Below are 25,326 nucleotides of genomic sequence, written 5' to 3'. Positions count from 1 at the left end.
AATACGGAACGGCTGCAAGATCACTCTTACACCGTTCCGTATATTTATACCCATTTTTTCAAGTTGTTCATACTACCACAACCGACGTTTAAACTACAAGCTTGGAAAAATCAGCAAAACGCTTCAATTCTGAGTCAATAGCAGCCAGCAATGCCAAACGATTATTACGTACAGCATCATCCTCAGCCATAACCATAACGGAGTCAAAGAACGCCGTCACCGCAGGAGTAATGGATGAAGCAAGCGCCAATGCTTGTGTCGCATCACCTTCCTGTAAGGCTGTACAATAAGACTCATAGGCGCCATACCATGCTTCGTATAGGTTTTTCTCGCCCTGTTCCGTAAATTCACCCGTATTCACTGACTTGTGAACTGCTTTAGCAGCCAAATTACCTACGCGATTAAAAGACTCAACTGTTGCCTTGAAGACATCACCCGTTTGTACAGCAGTCATTAATGCAGCCCCGCGGTTAACCACAGAAGCAACATCGTCATATCCAGCTGAAAGCACAGCATCTACAACGTCATAACGAAGTGTCTCGGACAATAGTTTCTTCACGCGCAATCCGAAAAACTCATGTAATTCTTTACGTATTTCATCTGCGGAACGTTTCATATTTCCAAAGTTGCTGTGCACATCAAGCGCGATATTGAACACATCAGACAACGTAGCCGAAAGCTTACGATCCAACAGGATCTGCACGATACCTGCTGCCTGGCGACGAAGCGCGTAAGGGTCCTGTGAACCTGTCGGAATAATACCGATGGAGAAGCAGCCTGTAATGGTATCTATCTTGTCTGCGATACTTACAATCGCTCCAGCGTTCGTTGAAGGAACCGTTTCTCCTGCGAATCGCGGCTGGTAATGCTCAAACACCGCTCTTGCCACTTCTTCCTTCTCTCCAGCCTTACGGGCATAATCCTCGCCCATAACCCCTTGCAATTCCGGAAACTCATAGACCATTTGTGTTACAAGGTCAAATTTACAAATATCTGCTGCTCGGCTAACCGATTCCTGTGTATCTGGGGAAACACGTAGCTTCTCTGCCAGAGCATCAGCAATGCGGCGAATTCGACGCACTTTGTCTCCAACTGTTCCCAGTTCTTCGTGGAAAACGATACTTTCCAGCTTGGAGAGGGCATCCTTAATTTCCAGCTTCTGATCTTCTTCATAGAAGAATTTGGCATCAGACAACCGCGCGCGCAATACTTTTTCGTTTCCTTTTGCAATGACTTCCAGCGATTGACTGCCACCATTACGTACCGTAACAAAGTATGGCAGCAGCTTTCCTGTGCGATCCAGCACTGGGAAATAGCGTTGGTGTTCACGCATGGAAGTAATCAGTACATCCTTCGGAATGTTCAAGAACGCAGGGTCAAAGCCACCGAACAGTACTGTTGGAGTTTCCACCAAATACAGCACTTCTTCCAGCAAATCATCCTTGACCGCAATCGTCCAATCTTTTTCGGCTGCAAGTGCTTCAATCTGCTTCACAATAAGCGACTGACGTTCTTCAATGTCGACAATGACATGCTGCTTGCGAAGTACTTCAACATAGTCCGCTGGACTTTCTACAACGGCCTCCTGTCCAAGGAAGCGATGTCCTCTTGTCACATTCCCTGACTGTACGCCAGCAATCTCCAAATTAACAATATCGCTACCAAACAAGGCTACCAACCAGCGGATTGGACGAACAAATTTAAAATCATAACTTGCCCAGCGCATAAATTTAGGGAATGTCATGGCATGTAAAATGTGTAGTAATCCTTCGGACAGCACATCTGCCGTTGGTACACCTATGCTGCTCTTGGTCGCGTAAATATATTCCACGCCTCCAAGTTCTTTGAACGTGAACTGTTCAGGATCAACACCTTGGCTACGGGCAAAGCCTAGAGCAGCCTTACTCCAGTTACCGGCTTCATCAAGTGCGATTTTGCGGGAAGGTCCTTTAACTTCTTCGTTAATATCTTCCTGCTTCTCCGCTACTTCCTTAACAAGTACCGCCAAACGACGAGGTGTAGCATAAGCCTCTACAGCACTGTAAGCAATACGCGAGCTGTCCAGCCACGCCGTCATACGTTCCTTCAACTGCTGAATCGCATTCGGGATAAAACGTGCAGGCACTTCTTCCAGCCCGATCTCAAACAATAGATCCTTAGACATTTGCCGCACCTCCTTTCTTCAACAGCGGGAAGCCCAGCTTCTCGCGCTCCTCCAGATAGGTCGCAGCGACCTGGCGCGCCAAATTACGCACTCGTATAATAAAACCTGTCCGTTCCGTTACACTGATGGCTCCGCGAGCGTCCAGCAAGTTGAACGTGTGAGAGCATTTCAGCACATAATCATAGGCTGGAAATACAAGATGCTGCGCCATCGCTTTATTCGCCTCTTCTTCATACATGTTAAAAAGAGTAAATAGCATTTTGACATCAGATACTTCGAACGTATATTTGGAATGCTCAAATTCTGGTTGGTGGAAAACATCACCGTACGAGATTCCATTAACCCATTCCAAATCAAACACATTTTCTTTGTCCTGGATGTAGGAAGCAAGACGCTCCATACCGTACGTAATTTCAACCGCAACCGGACTGGCATCAATACCGCCCACTTGCTGGAAGTACGTGAATTGGGTAATTTCCATACCGTCCAGCCATACTTCCCAACCTAATCCCCAGGCTCCCAGCGTCGGTGCTTCCCAGTTGTCTTCAACAAAACGAATATCATGCTCCAGTGGGTTAATGCCCAAACGGCTCAAACTCTCCAGATACAACTCCTGAATGTTATCAGGTGAAGGCTTCAAAACCACTTGAAACTGATGATGCTGATACAGGCGATTCGGGTTCTCACCATAACGTCCGTCAGACGGACGGCGAGAAGGCTCAACGTAAGCTACGTTCCACGGCTCAGGTCCAATTGAACGTAAATACGTCATCGGGTTCATCGTGCCTGCCCCTTTTTCCGTATCATAAGGCTGTACAATAATGCAGTTGTGTTCAGACCAAAATTGTTGCAGCGTTAAAATCATCTGCTGAAAATTCATGGGCACACGCTTCCTTTCCAATTCCCTAAAATGTTGGTGATTTCTAATCCTTAAACTCATATGTACAGGGCTAATTTATTCCATAAGCCTTGCTAGAGACAGCAAAAAGCCCCCGCCTCTACGCCTGTACAGACGTAGGGACGAGAGCTGACTCCCGCGGTTCCACCCTACTTGATTGCGATCCTACATCACCAGTCAGATCGTAATCCTCTTTTCCGTGTCCATTCAGACGCTCCAGAGTGCCATGTTCACGAACAATTCCCACTGGGCTTACACCGTCCCCAACTCGCTAACTACAGAGAATACGTCTCGTTACTTTCTCGTTCAATGCATCTGCTCCCAAAGGAGATATATAGTAGGATATTACACGTTTTCAGGGATACAGTCAAGAGAACACCGTATTTCACATATCGTACTTATCAAGCTGATCCAGGAAATTACGGGATTTCAGCTTAACCTCCAACTGCATATCCATGAACTGACGCATGACATGTTTGATCTCCAGCTTGGTGGAGTCCTTCACGTCGATATTGCCGAGTCGATTTAGATCCATTTGGGCGAACAAGCGCAGCAACTTCAACGTACGTGGAGCAACACTCAACGCAGCTGGATCAAAATGCTTGTAGCCCCGACACAAAACCCCACCTAACCTCGGACTGATAAACATATCCTCATCAGCACATTGTTGACCGCTTGAAATACAAGCATCAAGCTGAGGTGCATATCCGGCCGCCTGCAATATTTTAAATTCATAAATACTCATGACGATCAGCGGATCTTTGCCACTCTCCAGTGCCTCCAAACAGGCTTTAAGCTGCTTAAACCAAAATGCACCTGTTTCCTCATCCTGTAATACCCGATCAAGCAGTTCACAAGCATAGGAAGCATAAGCAGCCTTTGTAATATCCTCGCGCAGTGTATGGTGGGATTGGATAATTTCACCGGCATTCAGTGTGCCTAAGCCTGTGTTACGAAAAAAAACAAATTCACCGTACGTAAACGGCTGCGTTAAAGCAGCATGACGGCTTTTGGATTTTTTCGCGCCTCTGACCAGCACACCTACTTTGCCTCCGCTTTCGGTGCAAAGCGTAATAATTTTGTTCCCCTCACCGTAATCCATGCTGCGGATGACGATTCCTTCCATCCTGTAAAGCATGCTTCTTCCCCCAAACATTCGCGAAGAAGCCAGTGGTTCGCTCTATTCACGGGCTTCTTCATGCTCGTCCGACTCTCCTTCATCCCTGTCTTGCTCCCTTGTCACAGCGCTCTCCCTGTATAACAGATACGCACCGACATCTCCAGTCATCGCAAAATACTTCCACGAAAAATCTCGCATTCGTATTCATCCTTTCTTCGGAAATGACGTCTGCATCTCAAAAATAGGATGATGCGAAGAGGGAAGAAGTATGCGATGAAATTAATGGATTACGTTGAAAAAGGCTACTGTGTACGGTCTGGACACCGCTTCGCGAATGATTTGATCTTACGATCGCTGTTACCCCTGAATTTATTTTATCCAATGAGAAAAGGAGTAAATTCAGGGGTAAAGGCGAACGCTGACGCTTCTTCAGATTCAAATTCTTCGCTCCGCTACAACGTGCATACAGTTACAATAACTCTTTTAAAAAGCACTCCTTATTTCATCGCTGGAAGAAAGGGTAAGAGCAAGAAGTTAAGCACCGCTTATGCGCGGCGCTCATAGAGGTCGAGACGGCTTTTTTATGATACTTACAACAACTATACATATTATTTAACATCAATCTTAGCCTCAATAGACCTTTGATGACCAAAGTGATGGTAGATATCGATATCTGCTTTTAAGCGTCGCGATGGAAGCCCAGATCACGAAGGACACGTTCCTGGTTACGCCAGTCTTTTTTGACTTTAACCCAAAGTTCCAAGAAAATTTTGGATCCTAGCAAATTTTGGATATCCTGGCGAGCTTGTTTGCCCACCTCTTTGAGCATGGCTCCCTGTTTGCCGATAATGATCCCCTTCTGGGAATCACGCTCTACAAAAATAACCGCCATAATATGCACTACACCATTATCCTGTACTTTCATGTCTTCAATCATAACCGCAATAGAATGGGGTACTTCCTCACGTGTCATGTGCAAAATCTTTTCCCGAACCAGCTCGGCAATGACAAACTGCTCTGGATGGTCGGTAATTTGGTCATCAGGATAATATTGCGGACCTTCTGGCAAGTATTTTTGAATCTGGTCCAACAGAGTGTTTACATTATTGCCCATTTTGGCCGAGATCGGCACAATTTCCGCAAAGTCATACAACTTGCGATACTGCTCAATCAGGGGCAACAATGCCTCCGGCTCAATGCGGTCAATTTTATTCAACACCAATATAACTGGTGTTTTGACTTGTTTAAGCTGTTCCGCAATAAAACGGTCGCCTCCGCCCAAACCTTCAGCAGCGTCAATAAGAAAAAGTACCGCTTCTACCTCACCCAATGTATTAAAAGCGGTCTGATTCATATAATCGCCCAGTTTTGACTGGCGCTTGTGAATCCCCGGTGTATCCAAAAATACAATTTGTGTGTCCTCTGTGGTGTATACACCGTGAATTTTATTCCGTGTCGTTTGGGGTTTGTCTGACATGATGGCAATCTTCTGCCCAATGACATGGTTCATCAATGTTGATTTTCCGACATTGGGTCTGCCAACAATTGCGACAAAGCCGGATTTAAACTGTTTCTTAGCCATTTTTTTTATTTCCTCCAGCGCGATTAAGCACCTAATTTTTATTTTTGTTTTTTTCATTAAAGCAGCTGACTCATTAACGTCAACAAAGGTCTATAAAATACAAATATGCCAATAATTACAGCAAAAACCGCTGCCAGGAGCACGGCTCCGGCGGCGGTGTCTTTAGCCGCTTTGGCCAGCGGATGAATATCAGGTGAGATTAGATCCACCGCTGCTTCAACAGCGGTGTTGATCAGTTCGGCTACCATGACTATGGCAATGGCCATGCACACGAATAACCAGTCGAGCCGGGAGATGCGCAGAGTTAACCCTGCCACAATGACAAGGAGCGCCACGACCGCATGTATCCGCATATTTACTTGCGTACGCAGAGCGTATACCACGCCTTCTGCGGCATAGCGAAAGGTCATTCTCCAAGGCTGACGTCTCATTACCGTGTCAACCCCACTTGAGCCAGCACAGCTTCCTGCTTACCCATCATTTCCGCTTCACTTGCATCGTCTTGATGATCATAGCCTAACAGATGCAGAAAACCGTGAACAAACAAAAAACCGATTTCACGCTCAATCGAATGTCCATATTCTTCGCTTTGAGCTTGGGCTGTCTGTACAGAAATAATAATATCTCCTAGTACATCCGGTACATCGTTTAAAGGATTTTCTTCCGTCGGTTCGTAAATTATTTCAAGCTCTTCATCTAGTGTTTCCTTCATAGCAAAAGACAACACATCAGTAGGACGATCAATTCCGCGATAATCCCTGTTCAACTCATGTATTTGATCATCATTCACGAAAGTAAGGGCAACCTCACCGTCCATAACCCCTTCCGCTTTGCCAGCCTCCTCTAATAAGGTGTTCAGCAGCGTGATCAACGATTCGTTAATTACCATATCGTTTTGTTCATTATTCCAAGCTAATTGAAGGCCCATGCCAACCGCTCCTTTTAATTCTAATGCTTTACCTGTGCTTCATGCACAAGTAATATTAAGCTTTTCCACTTTCGGGCTTAGGTCTTTCCTCTGGATATTCAATACGGGAATGAAAAATTCCCATTACTGTTTCCTTGAGCGTTTGGGCCACGATATCAAGCTCCCTCATGGTCAGTTCACAGTCGTTAAACTGGTGATCATCAAGACGGCTCTTAATAATTTTTTCAATCATGGATTCTACCTGCTCCACCGTAGGTTTTCGCAAGGATCGAACTGCTGCTTCCACACTATCAGCAATTCCTACTACAGCAGCCTCTTTCGACTGAGCCTTCGGTCCCGGATAACGGAAATCATCCTCTGTGAAGTCAGGCTCCACCCCCCGTTCTTCCGCCTCACGCAATGCCTTGTGGTAAAAATAGTGCAGAAATGTCGTTCCGTGGTGTTGTTCGGCTATATCACGAATCGGCTTGGGTAGCTTGTAATCCAATTGCATTTCCACACCATCACGGGCATGGGCTATAATGATGGATTTACTAAGCTTGGGCTCTATTGTATCATGCGGATTTTCCATCCCATTTTGATTTTCAATGAAGTACGAAGGCCTTTTGGTTTTACCAATGTCATGATAATACGAACCAACCCGGCACAACAACCCATTTGCTCCTATAGCCTCCGCTGCGGCCTCCGACAGATTACCTACCATTACACTATGATGATATGTTCCGGGAGTCTCGGTAAGTAGCTTGCGAAGCAATGGATGATTAGGATTTGACAATTCGACAAGCTTCAGTGCCGACAAGATGCCAAAGGTGGATTCAAAAAATGGCATTAGCCCTATAACAAGGATCGCTGTAACCAGACCACCTGCAAAAGCAAAGGCTACCCCATAGAGTGTCGTTGTTTGAGTCCAGTTCCCTTGGTCAATCAGCGCCAAAGAAAAAACAGCCAGAGCCCCGAACAGGCATACCATAATAGATCCCTTGAACAGCGTTGAACGCTGGCTGGCCCGGTGGGTAGAAAAAATCGACGCCAGACAGACCACAAGAGCAAAAAAACCAAAATTAAAATCAAAAATTTGTCCCTGACGAACATTCAAAATAACACTTGCCAATATACTGAATATAACGGCACATACGAATGCCAGCGACATATCAAGCAACAACGTTACAAGCATAGCTCCAAGTGCGATAGGTGCCAGATAGCCGAGGTAGGATCGTTCACTAGTCTGCAGTATAGAAATTAACATCATAGCTCCCACTGTAATCACAAAGATTAACACCAGCATGAGCAACTGTGCATTATTATACTTGAAGTTTCGTGTTCGTGATTGAAATTGACGAATATACATAAACAGACCCAATGCCAGCATCATAGACAGCAACAGCAGGCCAAATTGTGGCCAATAGTTGATTTTATCCTTGAGCAGCTCATTCTCATCAAGCAGTGTATAGATTTCCTGGGTAATAATCTCACCCTTTTTAACAAGTACTTCACCCTGTTTAATGTAAACTGTAGGTGTATCTTCACGAGCCTGTACTTTAGCGTCCTTCGTAGCTGTATCATCATAAAACTTGTTGGCTGTAATCACAAGCCTTGCAAGTTCCTGAACAACCTCCCGGGAGGTACGTTTAGTAAGAGAGCTTGTACTCACCCGTTCAGCTACCTTGGCTCGAGCCGTCTGGGCATCCGTAATTTGATCATTCATCAATCCTGTTACAATCTCACGGGCTACGGGCCGCATTTCGGCAATATCCTCAGATGTAAGTCGCGGAATTTTGATGTATGTCTCCTCTGGGATTCGGTACGTTTGCTCTTTCGTTTTTTCCAGCACCTCATCCAGCAATTTATCTGGGTAGGCATCCGCATTACGGCTGTTGTTCACAAAATTTTGCACGAATTCCCGTGCACGTTGAGGAATCTCATCCTTATAAATCGAAATCTTATCTGCTCTGGAGACCTGATCATCCTGATTGAGCCGTTCAATTCGATCCAAAATACCGGTAATCAGGTTATCGTTGCGGATCGGTACAATGGTATACATGGGCTGCACGCGCTCAGCAGATTCCTCTTGGGCCTTCAAAGTCGCCTTACTGTTAGGAAGCTGCATTGGAGCGACAATTTCCTTTTCACTCGGTTGATTCACCCGGATGTCATAGCGTTCGGGAAGCAGCTTGGACGCAAAACCCACATAAAAAAGAACCACCAAAAATAAAAACAGAAGATAGCGTGTCGCCACGCTATACTTCCATCCATTCATTCTATGCTGGAACGTTTTTCCTTTAGATAATTCCTTCGAGGTCATCTAAAACAATCCCTCTCCATCATCTTTTTCAAGGCAGCTATGCTGCTCATTTTGTTCGTTTTCTGATCATACCCACTATACTCGTGCTCAAGGGCTTATGCTTGATTTTCAGCAACACGGTCATAAGCGACGATGATTTTTTGAACCAGGGAATGACGGACAACATCCTCTTCCGCAAACTGGACAAAGCCTATTTCCTCAATCCCTTTTAAAATCGCATTTGCTTCAATTAGACCGGATTTTTTGCCACGAGGTAAATCAATTTGTGTAACATCGCCGGTAATAACCATTTTGGAACCGAAGCCAAGTCGAGTCAAAAACATTTTCATTTGTTCTGGTGTGGTATTTTGGGCTTCATCCAAAATAATAAATGAGTCATCCAGCGTACGACCCCGCATATAAGCCAGTGGCGCAATTTCTATCAACCCGCGCTCCAACGCTTTTGCCGTCTGCTCAGGACCCATCACATCGTATAGGGCATCATACAACGGGCGTAAATACGGATCAACCTTTTCCTGTAAATCCCCGGGCAAAAAGCCCAAGTTCTCACCAGCTTCTACCGCAGGACGAGTCAGTACAATACGCTTGACTGAACCTTCCTTTAGAGCAGCTACGGCCAGCACTACAGCCAGATAGGTTTTACCAGTACCCGCTGGGCCAATCCCAAATACAATATCGCGTTTTTTAATCGTGGTTACATAGTGCTTCTGTCCAATCGTTTTGACACGAATCGGTTTGCCCCGAAACGTTGTCGTAATTTCTCCCTTGAACAAATCAAGCAACTGATCGGCGCGCAGATCTTTTGCCAGCTCAATCGCATAATGGACATCCCTTTCGGTCAGTATATACCCATTACGAATTAACTGGAGCAAAACATCGAACAATTGTTCGAGCACTTCCACTTCGTGAGCATCTCCAAAAACATTAATTTCCGCCTCACGAGATGCTATTTTTGCAGGAATAGCTGCTTCGATCAATTTTAAAAAGGAATCCTGCGGGCCGAATAACGCCTGACCTTCTCCCGCACTGTTCAATGCAATTTGTATGCTGCGTTGTTGTTCTGCCAAATAGCCTCATTCTCCTTGGTTATGAACTAACGGAAGTTCTTCCGCAATATCCTGTTCCACTTCAAAAAGTACTTTCATATAAACTTTACCATTCTCTCTCTTCTCATGCAAAATTTTTTGGCTCATTATTTTCGTTCCTTTGCCGTATTTAGCTAAAATATCCGCGCGTGCGCCTTCTATTCCTGACATTTTGGCTTCTGTTTCCGTTAACTTCTGCTCTTGTATCTTGGTCTCCCGCACACTTTCATTCATCCACCCCATCGGAAGTTTGTAAGAACGCCATGTTAGCGGATCATGTTCAACGGTCGTTTTATGTGTAGAATAAGGTATTTTCCCATATCCCCACAATTGTATCGCACGGTTGCCTAGCACCAGATACAAGCGATCGTGGCTATTCCCCGTATATGTGCTGCTGCGTCGTACCATGGGACTACTAATTTCATATTCATGCCACACAAGCCCCTTAATCTCTCCTTTGGCTACGACCTGTTGCTGATTCTCCTCATCTCCAAGCGTTCCTGAAATGAGAATAGCTCCTTTTTTGACCCGTGTATTTTTATGCACAACAGGACGCCCCTGCTCGGCAAAAATTTCAGTGACTACCGCGTCCGCCTTGCTGATGAGATGACGTGGACTGTAGAGCGGCGGGGGAGTAGGCTGTGAAGCTTCAACGACCTGAATTGTCACCAAGGTTCCCTGCCTTTCCACACCGATCCAGGATGCCTCTGGAAGCTTCTGCATGAGTGCGCGCGAAAGCTTGTCCTGGCTGGAAAGGCGAAAACTCCATTGAAACGGATAAAGCCCCTCCTGTCGGGCTGCTTTGAGAACAGCTTCCGTTGGGAGCTTGTCATTCCCCTTCACTTCAATGTCCCAGATGAGCGATGACATCAGCAGGAGTCCTATCCAGAACAAGGCCAGTCCTGCGAGAAAAAATTTACGTTTGGCGAGTCGTACAACAGTAAAGGGAAGTCCTTGACGTTTGAGAACATGCATTTTGCAGCCTGTCCTTCTCAAAAGCGGACGCAACAGGAAGACGTGCGGCAGCAGAAGGTTCATTTCTGCAAGTCTAGTACCCATCGGCCGCACGTTCCAAACAGGTATATGGTGATCAGTGAGTAAATTAATGAAAGCTTCCACACTTTCGCCCTCGACAGCTAGGGTAACCGTGCCACGCAGCTTTGCTAAAGCGGGATGTTTCACGAGCCTTCCTCCGTTCCTTCCAATTGAATATCCGTAATATGTCCCTCTACACTTACCTGGTCTGGCAGGATAGACGTAATGATTAGATCATGGCCTGACACTCTTAGCCTGCCTTGCGCAAGTGCAAGTACGAGTTGATCTGGCGTGAAATCCACCACACCCCGGTGATTCTCTACATAAAGCTGGCGGCTGCCGATGAGGGTTAACCGCGGCAGATCAAATAGAATGTCCTGCGGAAGCTCCAACGTCTCGCTGGCCCACTTTCGCAGTTTGCGGCTCATCCGGCTCATACGGCGAAATCTCCTTTCCTGTCATCAAAATAACTGTTATCCAACGGCAAATAATTATTTTGATGGCAGCTATGCTGCTTTTTTTAATCGCTTGTTATTACCATTCGGTTTCATCCTATGTCTCAACCGTCACTGGACGCTGTTACACCAGCGTCACAGATATCTGTACTGTACATTTTATGATCCAGTCATCGCATTTATGAGGCTAAACTTACAATTCGTAGCAACTGCAATATTAAAGAGAAAAAAGACCGTACTTTCTAAAATTCACATAAAAAAAGACAACCTCGTTTTCATATCAAAACAAGGTTGTCTTTTTAATTTCATAGTATGAAATGGTTAGTTTTCGGAATCCTGATTCAAAAGCGAGTTTTTTCTGGAGTATAAAAAGTAAACGGCAATACCAATAACAAGCCAAATGATAAAACGAATAAACGTTTGACCATTCAGATTAAGAATAAGCACCCCACATGAAATGATAGCCAGAATTGGAATAAATGGAACCCCAGGACATCGGAAGGCTCTTGGCAAATCGGGTTGTGTTTTTCTCATCACTATGACAGCGACCGAAATCAGAATAAATGCTGATAAGGTTCCAATGTTCACCAAGCTTGCTAACTCATCCAGCGGGATCAACCCACCCATTAATGCAGATAAAGTACCAAAAAACAAGGTGTTAATATAGGGCGTTTTATATTTGGAATGAACCTTTGACAATACTTTAGGAACTAAGCCGTCACGTGACATCGCAAACATAATTCGGGTTTGACCATATAGCATTACCAGCATAACCGTAGTCATCCCCAAGATGGCTCCGATATCCACAATACCCGCCACCCAGTTCTGACCGGCAACCTGCAAAACCAATGACACAGGATGGGAGATACCTTCAAATTGCATATACGGCACAATACCTGTCATAATCGCGCTAACGATCACGTACAAAAGCGTACAAATAGCAAGTGAGAAAATAATGCCACGCGGTAAATCACGAGCTGGATTTTTGGTTTCTTCAGCGGCTGATGAAACGGCATCAAAGCCAATGAAAGCAAAAAACACAAGGGCTGCGGCTCCAAACACCCCACTGAACCCAAATGGCATAAACGGTGTCCAGTTGTCTGGCTTTACATATTTAATAGCCACAATGATAAACAATAAAACGACAACAATTTTAACAATAACCATGATATTATTAATTCGTTTGGATTCTTTTATCCCAAAATAAAGCAAGAACGTGATAGCCATCAAAATTAAAAAAGCTGGAAGATTAAAATAAGTAGCTCGGTCTTTTAAAGCTCCTGGCGCAGCAGTGAATTCAATCGGGATATGAAGACCAATTCCTTTCAAAAAGGATACAAAATAACCCGACCAACCTGCAGAAACAGCGCTGGCGGCCAACATATATTCCAAAATTAAATCCCATCCGATTATAAAAGCCAATAGCTCTCCCATCGTAGCATATGTAAAAGTGTAAACAGAACCGGATACTGGAACAGTGGAAGCAAACTCGGCATAAGCCAGTGCGGCGAATAAACAAGCGAGCCCCGCGATCACAAAAGACAATACCAAGCCCGGTCCAGCCGTAACTGCTCCCGTACCTGTCAAAACAAAAATCCCCGTTCCAATAATGGCTCCAATCCCAAGCATTGTTAAATCGAACGCACCTAATTCCCTTTTAAGCGCCTTTTCTCCCCGTGTAGCGGCGATCAGCTGATCAATGTTCTTCTTTCTGAACAAGCTATTCCCCATCCATCCCATCCTCCTAAACATAAATTTTTACTTTTTGTATAACCCTGTAATATCACCTCGATATAAATCAAATTTTAGCTAAATATGGGGTAAATTTTCATAAGTTCTATCGTTGTGAACATTATATATAAAAAAGAAAAAATGAAAACGACTTTTGGTAAGCTTCGTTCACATTGTTACATTTGATCATTTTTCACGAATATATTTTCACAAATCAGATTCCAAATTAGACAAAATGCCGTCTTTTTAGATGACAGTAAATGTGAGAAAAATGTAGCATATATGAGATCTTCACATTCGCTGTCAGATAATTAGAGCATTTGCCGTTAAGTCTTTTTTTATTCCAGCATGTTTATGTATCGCTAAAAACATCGTAAAAAAAGATCCGCCACAGCCAAAGCCGTGACGGATCTACGATTATTTTAGCGTCTTCCTCCACCCATGTAACGCTTGGAACGCGGAGGCCCTAATATCTCTGCCCAAATTACACCTCTGCGTAGGTCAGCTGCATTCACTGTACCACTCTCTTGCGAAGTTTGCTCTAGCCCATCTGTAATTTCCTCCGAATCTCTCGCATTGGATATACGATCGAGACGGGCTAAAACCATCCTTCGCTCTTCTTCCATAATACGAATTCGATCCTCTAAAGTCGTACCGTTATCTAATGAATCTTGGTCCATCCGTTCTTCCTTTTCCAGCCCGTCTCCTACTTCTTCTATACGACGAGCTTCGATCACCGCACGTCGCTCATTAGGAAATTGACGTTGCAATTCTCCAGTAACATCTTGCTGACGTCGCTCTTGCTCAGGTTCCGTTGTGAAAGGTCTGGGCGACGTCGAGGACCCGCGCGAACCATGATCACCACCAAAGGTAGGCATACCTTGCCGCCGGGAAGATTTCCGATCTCCGCCTTGAATGCTTTTCCCCAAGAAGGACACCAGTGCAAAGCCAATCACGATCAAGATATACAAATGGTCAAAGATCCAGCTGATAAAATTCATTACTCACCGCCTAACTGCTATAGTTCATCGGCCCGTCCGTTAGTTAATCCCGGTTCTTGTTATCATTCCCCGAGTTCTCATTCGGTTTGCCTAAGGAACTACGCATTTGCGTATCTGCCTCAATATTTTTTAAATTCATATAGTCCATGACGCCAAGTTTACCGCTACGCAGCGCTTCAGCCATTGCCAGAGGCACTTCGGATTCAGATTCCACCACGCGCGCTCTCATTTCTACAACACGTGCCTTCATTTCCTGTTCTTGCGCTACAGCCATCGCACGCCGTTCTTCGGCTTTTGCCTGCGCAATACGTTTGTCGGCTTCCGCCTGCTCTGTTTGCAGGAAGGCACCGATATTTTTACCTACATCAACATCTGCAATATCAATCGATAGAATCTCAAATGCTGTCCCTGCATCCAAACCTTTGGATAATACGGTTCTCGAAATGGAATCTGGGTTTTCCAGCACGTCTTTATGCGAGTTACTGGAACCAACCGTTGTTACGATACCTTCACCAACCCGAGCAATAATCGTTTCTTCTCCTGCACCGCCGACGAGTCGATCAATGTTGGCACGTACCGTAACACGAGCTTTAACCTTTACTTCGATACCATCCTTGGCGACCGCAGCAACAATAGGCGTCTCAATAACACGCGGATTAACGCTCATTTGGACCGCTTGCAGAACATCCCGTCCCGCAAGATCAATCGCAGCCGCACGTTCAAATTCAAGCGGAATGTTAGCGCGCTGCGCGGCAATCAACGCATTGATCACTCGGTCTACATTCCCCCCTGCGAGAAAATGACTTTCCAGCTGATTGATATTCAAGCCCAGACCAGCTTTGGTAGCCTTAATGAGGGGATTGACAATTCGGCTTGGCGTGACGCGCCGCAACCGCATAGCTACTAGCGTAATGATACCGATCCGCACACCCGAAGCCAGCGCCGAAATCCACAGCATCACCGGGAAGAAACTAAAAAACACACTCAATACAATAATCACTACTACGGCAATCAGCAAAATACTGACAATACCCGATTCGAACACTCGCATCATCCTCCATTAATCTAATTCTTCGTTGTTAGCTTGCTAGACGCTCGCGTCTGCCTTGACTACAATTCGCCCGCCTTCTACTTTGGATACGATAATCGGCATATCCGGGGCGATAAACTCCCCATTCGTTACGACATCCACTCGCTCGTCAGCGATTAGCACCGTTCCAGCTGGACGTAATGGGGTCAGACTGACACCCCTCTGACCTAGTAACGTTTCCCGATTCACAACCGAAGAAAACCCTTGGTCAGCCGTTAAACGTTCCTGAAGTATAAAACGGTTCCATATCCCTCGGTCCTTAAAGACAACTGCGATGATCGCCACCACGGCAACAGCCCCTGCAAAAGCAATCCCCAAAGATATAAACGCATGCTGCATGTTGTATGCTGCACGGACTACACCCGCGACAAGGCTGATGGAACCCAAAATACCCAGAATGCCAAAGCTTGGTATGAACATTTCAAGGATAAGCAGTGCCAGACCGATAATGAACAACAGCCACGTCTCCGAACCTGCAAAGCCAGCAATATAATTACCAAAGAAATACAAACCAAATCCAAGTACGCCCAAAATTCCCGGCACACCAAAGCCAGGTACAAGCAGCTCAATAACTACACCCGCGATACCAATAAATAAAAGCAAGGTCTGCACGATCGGATTGGTCAATATCTCGGCTGCTTTTTCAGCCCATGTGCGCTCCACATGGATTACATCATCTGTACTGTAGCCCATCCACTGTATAACTTCTTGTTCCGAAGATGCAATGTGATCCGCATACCCCAATTTCAGCGCTTCCTCACTGGTTAAAGAAATGATCTGGCCATTTTCCTTATTAAAGTTCATCTCCGGGATAGATACAGTCGTTTTGGAGTCGACCATGCCTCTAGCGATATCAGGATTGCGTCCGCCAGCTTCTGCGGCAGATGCCATGCTACTCTTCCACCAAGCTATCGTTTTGGGGTCTGTAATAGCATTCCCCCTGCCGTCTACTAACGCCGCTGCTCCGATAATACTACCCGGTTTCATAGCAATCTTGTTAGCACTCAACGCAATATAGCTACCCGCTGAGGCCGCTTCACCTCTTATATAGGCTACGGTCGGAATAGGACTGTCTTTCATCAGTTTGCCCAGCTTTTCCGCTGTATCTACCCGTCCGCCAGGTGTGTTAATATCCAGTAAAATCAGACCTGCTTTAGAATCAACTGCTTCTGCAAATCCACGCTCCATAAATTTGCCCAGCCCCTGTTCAATTTCCTGATCAACTGGTATAACAAACACTGCTCCACCCTTTGTTTGAGCCGCCGCTGGTCCAGAATAAACTAAGGGTAACAACAGAACGGATATCATAATCCACAACGTTAAAAAGATCAATTTGCGGCTGGAGTGGTGATGTTCTCTATGCATTTCTTTCCCCCCTTTCGATCTCTCCTTGTTACAGCATACCAAACTTTGTTAGACAAACTATACAGTTTTCAGGATTTAATGTGAAATTATTGGGTATATTGCTAATCCTGATGCCTGTAAAATACTTTACGCCCCTAACAGGCATCACGTTTCACACAATCATAGAAAACGCCTTCACAAAGACGTCTTCCACCATTCTATTTTGGCAGGCATCACACATATAGAAATAACACCCTCTGTGAACAGAGGGTGTTGTGTTTTCCTGTTTGTCGCAGGTTTATTGCAGAAATTGCTGAACCGCTTGGTTCACGAGCTTACCGTCAGCACGACCTTTTACCTTAGGCATCAAGGCCGTCATTACTTTCCCCATCTCGGCTTTCGAAGAAGCACCGGTTTCCTGGATGGTCTGCTGTACAATAACTTTAATTTCTTCTTCAGAAAGTTGTTCAGGAAGGTACTGAGCGATGATCTCTATTTCTGCTTTAGTGCTTGTCGCAAGTTCATCACGACCGGCTTTTTCAAACTCATGGAGGGCATCTTTTCGCTGTTTGATCTCACGACTCAGAATATCAAGCACTTCGTTGTCGTCCAAATTCCGTTTCAAATCTATTTCAAGATTTTTAATCGTAGAACGAACCATTCGAATGGTGGAGAGTTTGAACTTGTCCTTACTCTTCATTGCTTGCTTCATATCTTCGTTCAATCGTTCGCTCAAATTCATGATTACTTAGATCCTCCTAGAACTTTCTCTTACGAGCAGCCTCGGACTTTTTCTTGCGCTTTACGCTTGGCTTTTCATAATGCTTGCGTTTCTTCACCTCAGCCAATACGCCATCCTTAGCAATGGAACGTTTAAAGCGACGAAGTGCAGCATCAATTGTCTCGTTTTTGCGAACTTTAGTTTCAGACACCAGTTTTCCCTCCCTCCGACCAGACCGTCCAAGAGCAATAACACGGTTCATCAAATTTTATTATAGGTGAAACGGAAACCAGGTGTCAACCTATAAGAAAAAATGAGTACATAGAAGGAACCTTTTTTCCCGTCAGTTCCGCATTACTGAAAAGACTAGCTCTGTCATTTTTAAGAATGCGAGTCCGAAATACCTGTCAAGGCACCTAATTTGGCGCCCCCTAGCAAGTGATAATGCAGATGCCCTACCGCTTGTCCACTATCCGGGCCACAGTTGTTAATCAACCGATACCCAGACTCAGCAATTCCTAACTTTTTCGCAACCTCAACCGCAACACGATGGATCTCCGCGATAAGAGGAAGATCCTCCTCCGTTACAGCATTCATTGAAGGAATGTATTTTTTTGGAATAATGAGCACGTGTACTGGCGCCGCAGGCTGGATGTCATGAAATGCGAGCACATTGTCGGTTTCCAACACCTTTTTGCTGGGGATGCTTCCATCTACAATTTTCAAAAACAGATCGTCCATTCAAAACCCTCCTTTGGCAGTGAGCCGATCATCAGCAATTATACACAAGCAGTCCTTGCTGTCGGCATTCAAAGTTATGTATTTTTCACACCAAACAGAAACATAATCAATCATAATTGGTTATCCCTGTGTTTCTATATGTATCATAACGGAAAATGGGGCTTAATACCAGTTTCCCTTACTAACTTCCTCTATTATAGATTTAACCCCTTGATCAATTTGGTCTGGCTGTGCACGCGAGATACTTATGCGCAAAAATTTTTCTTGTTCCCTGTAGCTTGATAAATAAAAGCCTTTGCCAGCTACAACCTGGATGTTTCTGGCGTTAAGGCTGTGTACCAAACGTTCCAAATTCACCGTCCTCGGCAGCTTAAACTGCGTATAAACGCCTGAGGTTGCAGCTGGAGTTTGGATGTCCCCGGTCTGATTGTATCGCTCCACCGCCTTGTTCAAAATACGAACGCGCTCCGAATATAGTTTGGATATCGTGTGTTTATGGCGTTCATACATTCCATTTTTAATATAGATATCAAGTGCTGCCTGAGACAAAATCGATGTGTCAACATATCTTTTATAGCTACTGAACGTCCTTAATAGGCTTTCTGGCAGTACCGCAACCCCTAATCGCAAGCCAGGGAAAATGATTTTGGAGAAGCTTTTCAAGTAAATAGTATGCTCTGTCTGATCGTATGCATAAATGGGATCAACAAGATGATCAACTCCCAAATCAGCCATATAGTCATCTTCTACGATGTACACATCATATTTGGCGGCCAAGGCAGCTATCGTTTTTCGTTCCTCCGTGTTATATGAGATACCAAGAGGATTATGATGCCTTGACATGGTATAAAAAAATTTGATGTTACCCTGCTTAAATTGGTTCTCCAACTCATAAAAATCTAGACCTTCCGCTGTCCGTGCAATCGCATTGACGGGTATGCTCTCTTCCTCCAAAAAACGCAAATAAATATCGTAGCTGGGCTGCTCGACCAAAATCTTTTCTTTGCCATTGGGAAACGGCATTTTCGCGAGTATTTCTAATGCTTGTTGAACACCTGAAGTAACGATAATCCGATCTGTTTTTGCAAACACCTGAGTATCAGCCAAATGAGAGACGAGCGTATGTCGCAATGTTTCCAATCCTTGCGAATCCCCATATGTGAACAGATGATATTTGTAAGTGTCAATAGCCTGATTTAGACAATGCTGAAAATCTAGATATGGAAATACATTCAAATCTGGGGATGCTGAAGCAAAATCAACGTAGTCGGAAATATGGCTATGGTGTACGTCACTGGGGTTTTCCACTACATAGTATCCGCTTTGCGGTATGGAATAAATGGCATGCTTCCTTTCAAGTTCAGCATAGGCTCGCAGAATTGTGCTTTTGCTGCACTTGTATAGCTCCGAAGCATCACGGACCGATGGTAGCTTGTAACCAGATCTATATTGTCCCTCGCGAATTTTAAGCTCTATATCTAATAAAACCGAAACATATTTTTTCACGATATCCTCCTGCCTGTTCAGTACATCCTCTTTATATGCTTATTCCTTCTTATGTTTCTGTACATGCTTGATGTTAACATGGTTTTTAGATAAACAGGATACCTCTTTTCACTAAACTGTACCCATACAGTTTCCATTCATAAATCATTGTAACCTCGCTAAAGGCTGTAAGCGTTATAGCTCATTAACATATTGAGACGGTAGATGTGAAAAAGAGGCTGTTTCTTCATGCTGGAAGAAACAGCCTTACTTAGTGATGATGTATGGATACGCCTATATAGCCACTTGTACTGTACAAGGGCTGTAGGCGGGAGAGAGTAGAACGATGGTCAGGCAACGAAGAAGATCAGATTAGTAGTAAGGCAGTAAACTAATCGCTGTCAACGCAGCAAGTGGCAGAATCAAACGATTAAAGCGGCGACGTCCGTATGGGAATCCATACGCATAGGCGGGCACTGGGACCGGGTAAGGGTACGGATAAGGGTACGGAGGATAAGATGCATAGCCACCATAAGCACGAGAGCCGCATCCACAATTGTTGGGCGGATAGGGGAGATTAACATTCTCCATTTCTTCTCCACCCATAGGAACGGCTAAGTATATCTTTTCATCATCCACATGCTCTACAATTCCGTCATACATTGTCCCGTCCTTTACCCATACGCATACATAACGATGCATATGCTGTTGACATAGTGTTTTAGCATCCATCTGTTGCGATGCTGTAACATTTTCGGTTATCATGCTTTTTTCCATGGTTGTTTCCTCCTAGACTCTTGCATGTATACCGTATGTTATTCAAAAACGGGCTATGTGCTACATCAAATTGGGCGAATTCCGGCTACAAAAAAAAAAAAAAAAAAAGAAGCACCCCGGGAGCTCTTGGCAGAGCCCCTCTGAACGGACGTATGACGGGAAGACTTCTTCCGCAGCATACGTCCGCCGGGGTGCTGTATGATTAACTTGTCGGCTTAGCTGTATTATAACAATAGTTTGAAACTGTATCTGTGATCCGTATCACATTGTTTCAAAATGTTTCCATAACTACACGAGAGCCTCCACCAGCCTGCTCTGCGGGAAGAACAACCAGCTTGCGTGGGAGCCGGGCCCGCAATTCAGGCACATGGCTAATCACACCAACAGATAATTGATCGTGATGCAGCTTTTCTAGCGAGGTAATCACTGTGTCAAGCAGTTCGGGGTCCAACGTTCCAAAGCCTTCATCCAGAAAGAAAAATTGTAGAGGGTATTGGCCCCGCAATTGAATTTGAGCCGACAGCGCAAGCGCAAGCGACAAAGAGGTCAGGAACGTTTCGCCGCCGGACAAGGTCGATACCGGACGTTTGACCCCACCGTTGGCATCATCACTAATGACAAAACCACCGCTGGAATCTACTTCTAGCGCATAACGCTGCTTAGTCAGAAAACGTAGGCGGCGTGAAGCGGATTGGCTGACCTGCATGAGCTGCTCTTCGGCAATATATTCAACGAAGGCATTACCTCGAAAAACAGACTGGAGCTTGGACATTTTTTCCGCCTCGCTACGCAGATGCAAACGATTGGACTCCAGCTCCATCCAGCGGACGTGCCGACGCTGCAAGTCCTCTAAATCACGCTCAGCCTTCGCGCGATTCTGAAGCGCCTCTTCGTCGCGTGCACGGCAATCACGCAGCCTCGCAGTGGTCGTTTCCCACTGTTCCTCTGTTACTGTTGCTCCATTCAACTGCTCTTCGACATGCTTTAAGCGGGAAGACAGCTCCTTCTCCCGTTCTCGGTGCAAACTCACTTCACGCTCATAACGTGCAGCTTCTTCCGGTCCCAAGCAGCATTCCATGACCTCTGCTTCCGTAGCAAAAGAGGAAGCTTCCAGACGGATACCCCAACGGGATTCTGCCGTCTGCCGTCTTTCTTCTGCCGAGTCGGAGGCCTGCCGCGCTATCAGTGAAGCATGAACGGCCTGCTGCTTACGTTCTTCCGCTTCGGTACGGCGGCGTGCAGCGGCTTCGGCTCCGTTTTTCAGTCCCAACAAGCGTGAGGTCGCTTCTTCCAGCAATGAGGCTGCTTGTCCTTCTCCAACCCACTTCCGTAGCTGTTCTAGCTTTTCACGCAGCAAATCATCTTTACTTTGGAGCCCTGTACGACGGGCAATAATAATTTTGTCTTCCTCGATGATGCTTTGCTGTATCTGCTGTACACGCGCTGCCTTTTCTTCGAGGAAGGTCACGCTTGTCTCCAGCCGGGATCGTAACTCCTCCGCACGCCGGTCGCGCTCCTGCATAGCGCGATAACGCTCCGCAGCTTGGTCGGGGCCGACATCCGGCAGCTGCGTCGCCCATTCGGCGCGTAGCCCTTCGCTGCGTGTGGTGCATACCTCACGCTTGCTGCGCGCCTGCGCCAGTGCTGCAACCGCCGCCTCCTGCTCGGCGGCTGCACGGATACGCCGCTGCTGTCCGGCGGCGTCCGCCTCACGCAGTGCCTGTGCCTCGACAGGCAGCGTATGCGCACGAGCTGCCAGCTCAGCCGCAGCACGCTCCAGCGCTGTACAGCGCTCCGCCCATACGGCGACACCGCGAGGCATAGCAGCCGCAGGCGTAAAAGGCTCGCCTGTGGCGGCAGCACCGCTGTCTGCGGCGGCGGGCTGCGCAAGCAGGCTGCGCTGCTCGTGCAACTGCTGGCGCAGCGTGAGGCGCAGCTCCTGTAGGCCGAGCCGCAGGCGATGCAGCTCATCCGGCGCAGAGGAATCCGCGCCATGGGCCACAACAGCAGCAGGCGCAGGGTGATGCAGAGAGCCACACACTGCGCATGGCTCTCCTTCGCGCAGCTCGGCAGCGAGGTGCTGCGCGAGACGTCCGAGCTCCTCGGCACGGAGCTCGTGACGCAGCTGCTCCTCCTCGGCAGCCAGTGCCGACACGTCGGCTGTAATTTCCGCCTCCAGCGCCAGCAACGCCTCAATGCCTTCAGCCACTTGTGCAGCAAGAATAGAACGCCGTGCCTCCGTCTCCTGTGTCTCCTGCTCCATTAGCTTTAAACGTTCGTCTGCTAGCGCAAGCCGTTTCTCCTGAGTGGAATACTCCTGTTCAGCTTCACGCCATTGCTCATTCGCTGTCTCCAGCTGTTGCAGCCGCTGCACAGCCTCTTGCAGCATACGCCGCTCATCTGCCCGCACTTCATTTTGCTTCAACTCCTGTTGAAGCTCCTGCTGCCGCTTCAAACCTCGTGTCTGTAACTCTTGTTCCTTTAGGAGACCTGCGGCATGCTCAGCAAGGGTTTGTTCGCTATGCGCCAGCTCGACCGCCAAACGTTCCCGTTCAGTCCGCAGCACTTCCGTATCACGTTCCAGTTGAAGTGCCTGCTCCAGTTGGTCGATCCGAAGTAACAGCTTTGGTTCTTCCGCACTGAGTGCTTGCCGAGCCTGCTCGTCTGCTTGCACAGATACAAGCGCCGCCTCCGCTGCGGAGGTAGCCAGGACTGCCATTTGTTCAGCATTCTTTTGCCGTTTTTCTGCTTCGGCAACGGCTTCCTTCCAATCCGTCAGTGCAGGCAGCAACGCCTCCGCTGCAGATGCTTGCCGCAGCTTGCGCTCCAGCAAAGCAATGCCTGGTTCCTGTCTTGCCATCTCCTCCAGCTCGTTCACTCTTTGGCTAAACTCGATGACCAGTTCCCGTGTTTTGTTCAGCGCCTCCGCTTCCCGTGAAACACGCTCTAGCTCGCGGCGCGAGGCCTCTGCATGCTCCATCGCTTCTTGGAGGCGCAGCTTTACAAGCTCAAGCGCTTCAGCACTCGCATCCCCCAGCCCTTGCTGCTCCGCTTCCAACGATTTCAGGGCAATGTCGTTGTCCTTCACACGGCGGCTCAGCTTCTGTGCAAGTTGATCTCCGTACTTCTCTAGATGGAACAAACGCTGTAGCATCTGTCTGCGCTCACTGCCCTTTAAAGACAAAAATTCCGCAAACTTTCCCTGCGGTAATACGACCGCGCGGGTAAAATCGTCCATTTTCAGGCCGATATACTCTTCCACACAGCGTGTCACATCCTGAACCTTGTCAGCAAGCACTTCCTCGCCGTCTTCTGTATATGCAATAAAACGGCTAAGCGTATTATTAACCGATACGCCTCCTGCGCGTTTGAAACGTCGTTCTACACGGTAACGGCGAGGTCCTTGAGCTGACATTAATTCAAACGTAAATGCTACAGACAACGTGTCCTCGGCATGATTCATAATGCCTTGTGTACCATTCACCGCCCGCTCCACTTTACCGTACATAGCCAACGTAATGGCATCCAGCAACGTTGATTTACCACTACCCGTTGGACCAAAAATTCCGAACAGTCCCGTTTCGGTCAAATCGTCAAAGCGAATTTCCTGGGACTCCCGGTAGCTTTGCAATCCCGCCAGTTTCAGAAGGATCGGCTTCATACCTCATCCTCCTCAGCGTGGTCTCTTGCATCATCCTGTTCTACCAATTCTAGAAACAACTGTACTAATCCTTCATCCGGCTGTGCTCCGCCCGTCTGTCGTTGGTAAAACGCCCGGAACAGCTCATGAACCGGCAGTTCTGAACGTTGCTGTTCCAACTGTGCCGCAGCCATTTCTGGGTACACGGGGCGAATATGAATGATGCCTTCACGGCTTTTGCGCAACCGTTGAATATCTCCCATTGACATCGCTTCATCCAGCGTAATTTCCAGGTCAATAAAGGCATCAGCATCCAGTCCTTCATCCAGCCAGCGATATACCTCTTCCAGACCTCCCCGTGCTCGCCACCTCACTAATGGTCGTCCACTGGTAATATACAATTCCTCAACCTGTGCTGGCTTGCCGGCAATGACGTCAATTAACGTAACCGATTTGGCTTGTCCAGCTTCGGAAAAGCTATAAGCCAGCGGAGAGCCACTATAACGCATCAGCCCATCGCCCTTCACATATTGGGGACGATGCAAATGACCCAGAGCCGTATACTGCGCTCCAATGCTCAAAGCAGACGGATCTACGGTATAAGCTCCCCCGACCTGAATCGGGCGTTCCGAATCCGACTCCAGCCCACCAAGCACATAAATATGGCTCATCGACAAATTAACGGTATCGGGCTGAAACGCTGTACCTAACTGCGACATCAGCATCCCTACACGGCGGCTATATGCCTCGCGTAATATGGTTTCATCTCCGTCTTCAGACAATAGCTCATTCAAACGAGACTCGGAGGGATAAGGCAAGGCTGCAATACATGCCATTTCGCCCGTTCGCGGTGTACGAACGCGTACTGCTTCCCCATGAGGCAGTCCCAGCAATGTAATTCCACGCCCGCTCACCAGCGGGGTGACCGAGGCTACCCTTTCCGGCTGATCATGATTGCCGGCAATGACGACTAGCGGTCTTCCTCCAGCCGTAAGACGCGCAGATGCTTCATAAAACAATTGCTCTGCGGCGGCCGAAGGATTGACTGAGTCGTACACATCTCCAGCCATCATAATCAAATCAGCCTGCTGGTCGTCAGCCATTTTCACCAATTCTTCCAAAAACGCCTCCTGCTCCTTCAGGCGGCTTCGCCCTTCCAACGTGCGACCCAAATGCCAATCACCTGTATGCAAAATCCGCATGCTATTCCCCCTCTCCCTATCTATA

The 25,326-nt window shown here is 46.7% G+C and carries 23 protein-coding genes; all 23 read right to left on the bottom strand.

The window, feature by feature from the left end; translation table 11 throughout:
- Window positions 1-88: 88 nt before the first annotated feature.
- On the bottom strand, window positions 89-2,164 hold the full coding sequence (gene glyS / locus ACXHJ2_RS06645) for a glycine--tRNA ligase subunit beta (RefSeq protein WP_025679643.1): 2,076 nt from the start codon (window positions 2,162-2,164) through the stop codon (window positions 89-91).
- The gene (glyQ, locus tag ACXHJ2_RS06640; RefSeq protein WP_013372135.1) at window positions 2,157-3,044 is read right to left on the bottom strand and encodes a glycine--tRNA ligase subunit alpha; all 888 of its coding nucleotides are present in this window, start codon (window positions 3,042-3,044) and stop codon (window positions 2,157-2,159) included. The genes glyS and glyQ overlap by 8 nt, the downstream gene beginning before the upstream one ends.
- A gap of 118 nt (window positions 3,045-3,162) precedes the next feature.
- Window positions 3,163-3,309 carry a hypothetical protein gene (locus ACXHJ2_RS06635; RefSeq protein WP_155399770.1) on the bottom strand — a complete coding sequence of 49 codons (147 nt, stop codon included), beginning with the start codon at window positions 3,307-3,309 and terminating at the stop codon, window positions 3,163-3,165.
- Window positions 3,310-3,447: 138 nt separating this feature from the next.
- The gene (gene recO, locus ACXHJ2_RS06630) at window positions 3,448-4,200 is read right to left on the bottom strand and encodes a DNA repair protein RecO (RefSeq protein ID WP_016821583.1); all 753 of its coding nucleotides are present in this window, start codon (window positions 4,198-4,200) and stop codon (window positions 3,448-3,450) included.
- Window positions 4,201-4,242: 42 nt separating this feature from the next.
- Window positions 4,243-4,380: a YqzL family protein gene (locus ACXHJ2_RS06625; protein WP_090889398.1), complete on the bottom strand. Its 138-nt coding sequence runs from the start codon at window positions 4,378-4,380 to the stop codon at window positions 4,243-4,245.
- Window positions 4,381-4,861: 481 nt separating this feature from the next.
- Complete coding sequence (gene era / locus ACXHJ2_RS06620; RefSeq protein ID WP_016821584.1) at window positions 4,862-5,764, bottom strand: GTPase Era; 903 nt, start codon at window positions 5,762-5,764, stop codon at window positions 4,862-4,864.
- 56 nt (window positions 5,765-5,820) lie between these two features.
- Window positions 5,821-6,195: a diacylglycerol kinase family protein gene (locus ACXHJ2_RS06615; protein WP_016821585.1), complete on the bottom strand. Its 375-nt coding sequence runs from the start codon at window positions 6,193-6,195 to the stop codon at window positions 5,821-5,823.
- On the bottom strand, window positions 6,195-6,692 hold the full coding sequence (gene ybeY / locus ACXHJ2_RS06610) for an rRNA maturation RNase YbeY (protein WP_016821586.1): 498 nt from the start codon (window positions 6,690-6,692) through the stop codon (window positions 6,195-6,197). Before ybeY ends, ACXHJ2_RS06615 begins: the two co-directional genes overlap by 1 nt.
- A gap of 55 nt (window positions 6,693-6,747) precedes the next feature.
- Window positions 6,748-8,994, bottom strand: coding sequence for an HD family phosphohydrolase (locus ACXHJ2_RS06605; RefSeq protein ID WP_031461798.1), 2,247 nt, complete (start codon window positions 8,992-8,994; stop codon window positions 6,748-6,750).
- Window positions 8,995-9,089: 95 nt separating this feature from the next.
- On the bottom strand, window positions 9,090-10,061 hold the full coding sequence (locus tag ACXHJ2_RS06600; RefSeq protein WP_016821588.1) for a PhoH family protein: 972 nt from the start codon (window positions 10,059-10,061) through the stop codon (window positions 9,090-9,092).
- Window positions 10,062-10,067: 6 nt separating this feature from the next.
- Window positions 10,068-11,261, bottom strand: a complete 1,194-nt coding sequence (gene yqfD / locus ACXHJ2_RS06595) for a sporulation protein YqfD (RefSeq protein WP_016821589.1) — start codon at window positions 11,259-11,261, stop codon at window positions 10,068-10,070.
- Complete coding sequence (gene yqfC, locus ACXHJ2_RS06590) at window positions 11,258-11,551, bottom strand: sporulation protein YqfC (protein WP_016821590.1); 294 nt, start codon at window positions 11,549-11,551, stop codon at window positions 11,258-11,260. The genes yqfD and yqfC overlap by 4 nt, the downstream gene beginning before the upstream one ends.
- A gap of 339 nt (window positions 11,552-11,890) precedes the next feature.
- Window positions 11,891-13,300, bottom strand: a complete 1,410-nt coding sequence (locus ACXHJ2_RS06585) for an amino acid permease (RefSeq protein ID WP_165079578.1) — start codon at window positions 13,298-13,300, stop codon at window positions 11,891-11,893.
- 422 nt (window positions 13,301-13,722) lie between these two features.
- Entirely contained in the window at window positions 13,723-14,301 is a 579-nt protein-coding gene (locus ACXHJ2_RS06580; RefSeq protein ID WP_165079577.1) for a hypothetical protein, read from the bottom strand.
- A 43-nt stretch (window positions 14,302-14,344) separates the two neighbouring features.
- Complete coding sequence (gene floA / locus ACXHJ2_RS06575) at window positions 14,345-15,346, bottom strand: flotillin-like protein FloA (RefSeq protein WP_016821594.1); 1,002 nt, start codon at window positions 15,344-15,346, stop codon at window positions 14,345-14,347.
- A gap of 42 nt (window positions 15,347-15,388) precedes the next feature.
- Entirely contained in the window at window positions 15,389-16,756 is a 1,368-nt protein-coding gene (locus ACXHJ2_RS06570) for an NfeD family protein (protein ID WP_165079576.1), read from the bottom strand.
- A 277-nt stretch (window positions 16,757-17,033) separates the two neighbouring features.
- Window positions 17,034-17,477 (bottom strand): GatB/YqeY domain-containing protein, encoded by a 444-nt coding sequence (locus ACXHJ2_RS06565; protein WP_013372151.1) that lies wholly within the window; start codon window positions 17,475-17,477, stop codon window positions 17,034-17,036.
- A 16-nt stretch (window positions 17,478-17,493) separates the two neighbouring features.
- A complete protein-coding gene (gene rpsU / locus ACXHJ2_RS06560; protein ID WP_005547957.1) occupies window positions 17,494-17,667 on the bottom strand; it encodes a 30S ribosomal protein S21 in 174 nt (57 codons plus the stop codon).
- Window positions 17,668-17,837: 170 nt separating this feature from the next.
- On the bottom strand, window positions 17,838-18,197 hold the full coding sequence (locus tag ACXHJ2_RS06555) for a histidine triad nucleotide-binding protein (RefSeq protein WP_013372152.1): 360 nt from the start codon (window positions 18,195-18,197) through the stop codon (window positions 17,838-17,840).
- Window positions 18,198-18,359: 162 nt separating this feature from the next.
- On the bottom strand, window positions 18,360-19,703 hold the full coding sequence (locus ACXHJ2_RS06550; protein WP_165079575.1) for an aminotransferase-like domain-containing protein: 1,344 nt from the start codon (window positions 19,701-19,703) through the stop codon (window positions 18,360-18,362).
- 351 nt (window positions 19,704-20,054) lie between these two features.
- Window positions 20,055-20,459 carry a hypothetical protein gene (locus ACXHJ2_RS06545; RefSeq protein WP_017428162.1) on the bottom strand — a complete coding sequence of 135 codons (405 nt, stop codon included), beginning with the start codon at window positions 20,457-20,459 and terminating at the stop codon, window positions 20,055-20,057.
- Window positions 20,460-20,730: 271 nt separating this feature from the next.
- Window positions 20,731-24,120: an AAA family ATPase gene (locus tag ACXHJ2_RS06540; RefSeq protein WP_165079574.1), complete on the bottom strand. Its 3,390-nt coding sequence runs from the start codon at window positions 24,118-24,120 to the stop codon at window positions 20,731-20,733.
- Window positions 24,117-25,301, bottom strand: a complete 1,185-nt coding sequence (locus ACXHJ2_RS06535) for an exonuclease SbcCD subunit D (RefSeq protein WP_165079573.1) — start codon at window positions 25,299-25,301, stop codon at window positions 24,117-24,119. Before ACXHJ2_RS06535 ends, ACXHJ2_RS06540 begins: the two co-directional genes overlap by 4 nt.
- Window positions 25,302-25,326 lie beyond the last annotated feature (25 nt).

This window comes from Paenibacillus sp. ALE3 (assembly GCF_054113405.1).
This window is presented reverse-complemented; position numbering and strand designations above follow the sequence as displayed.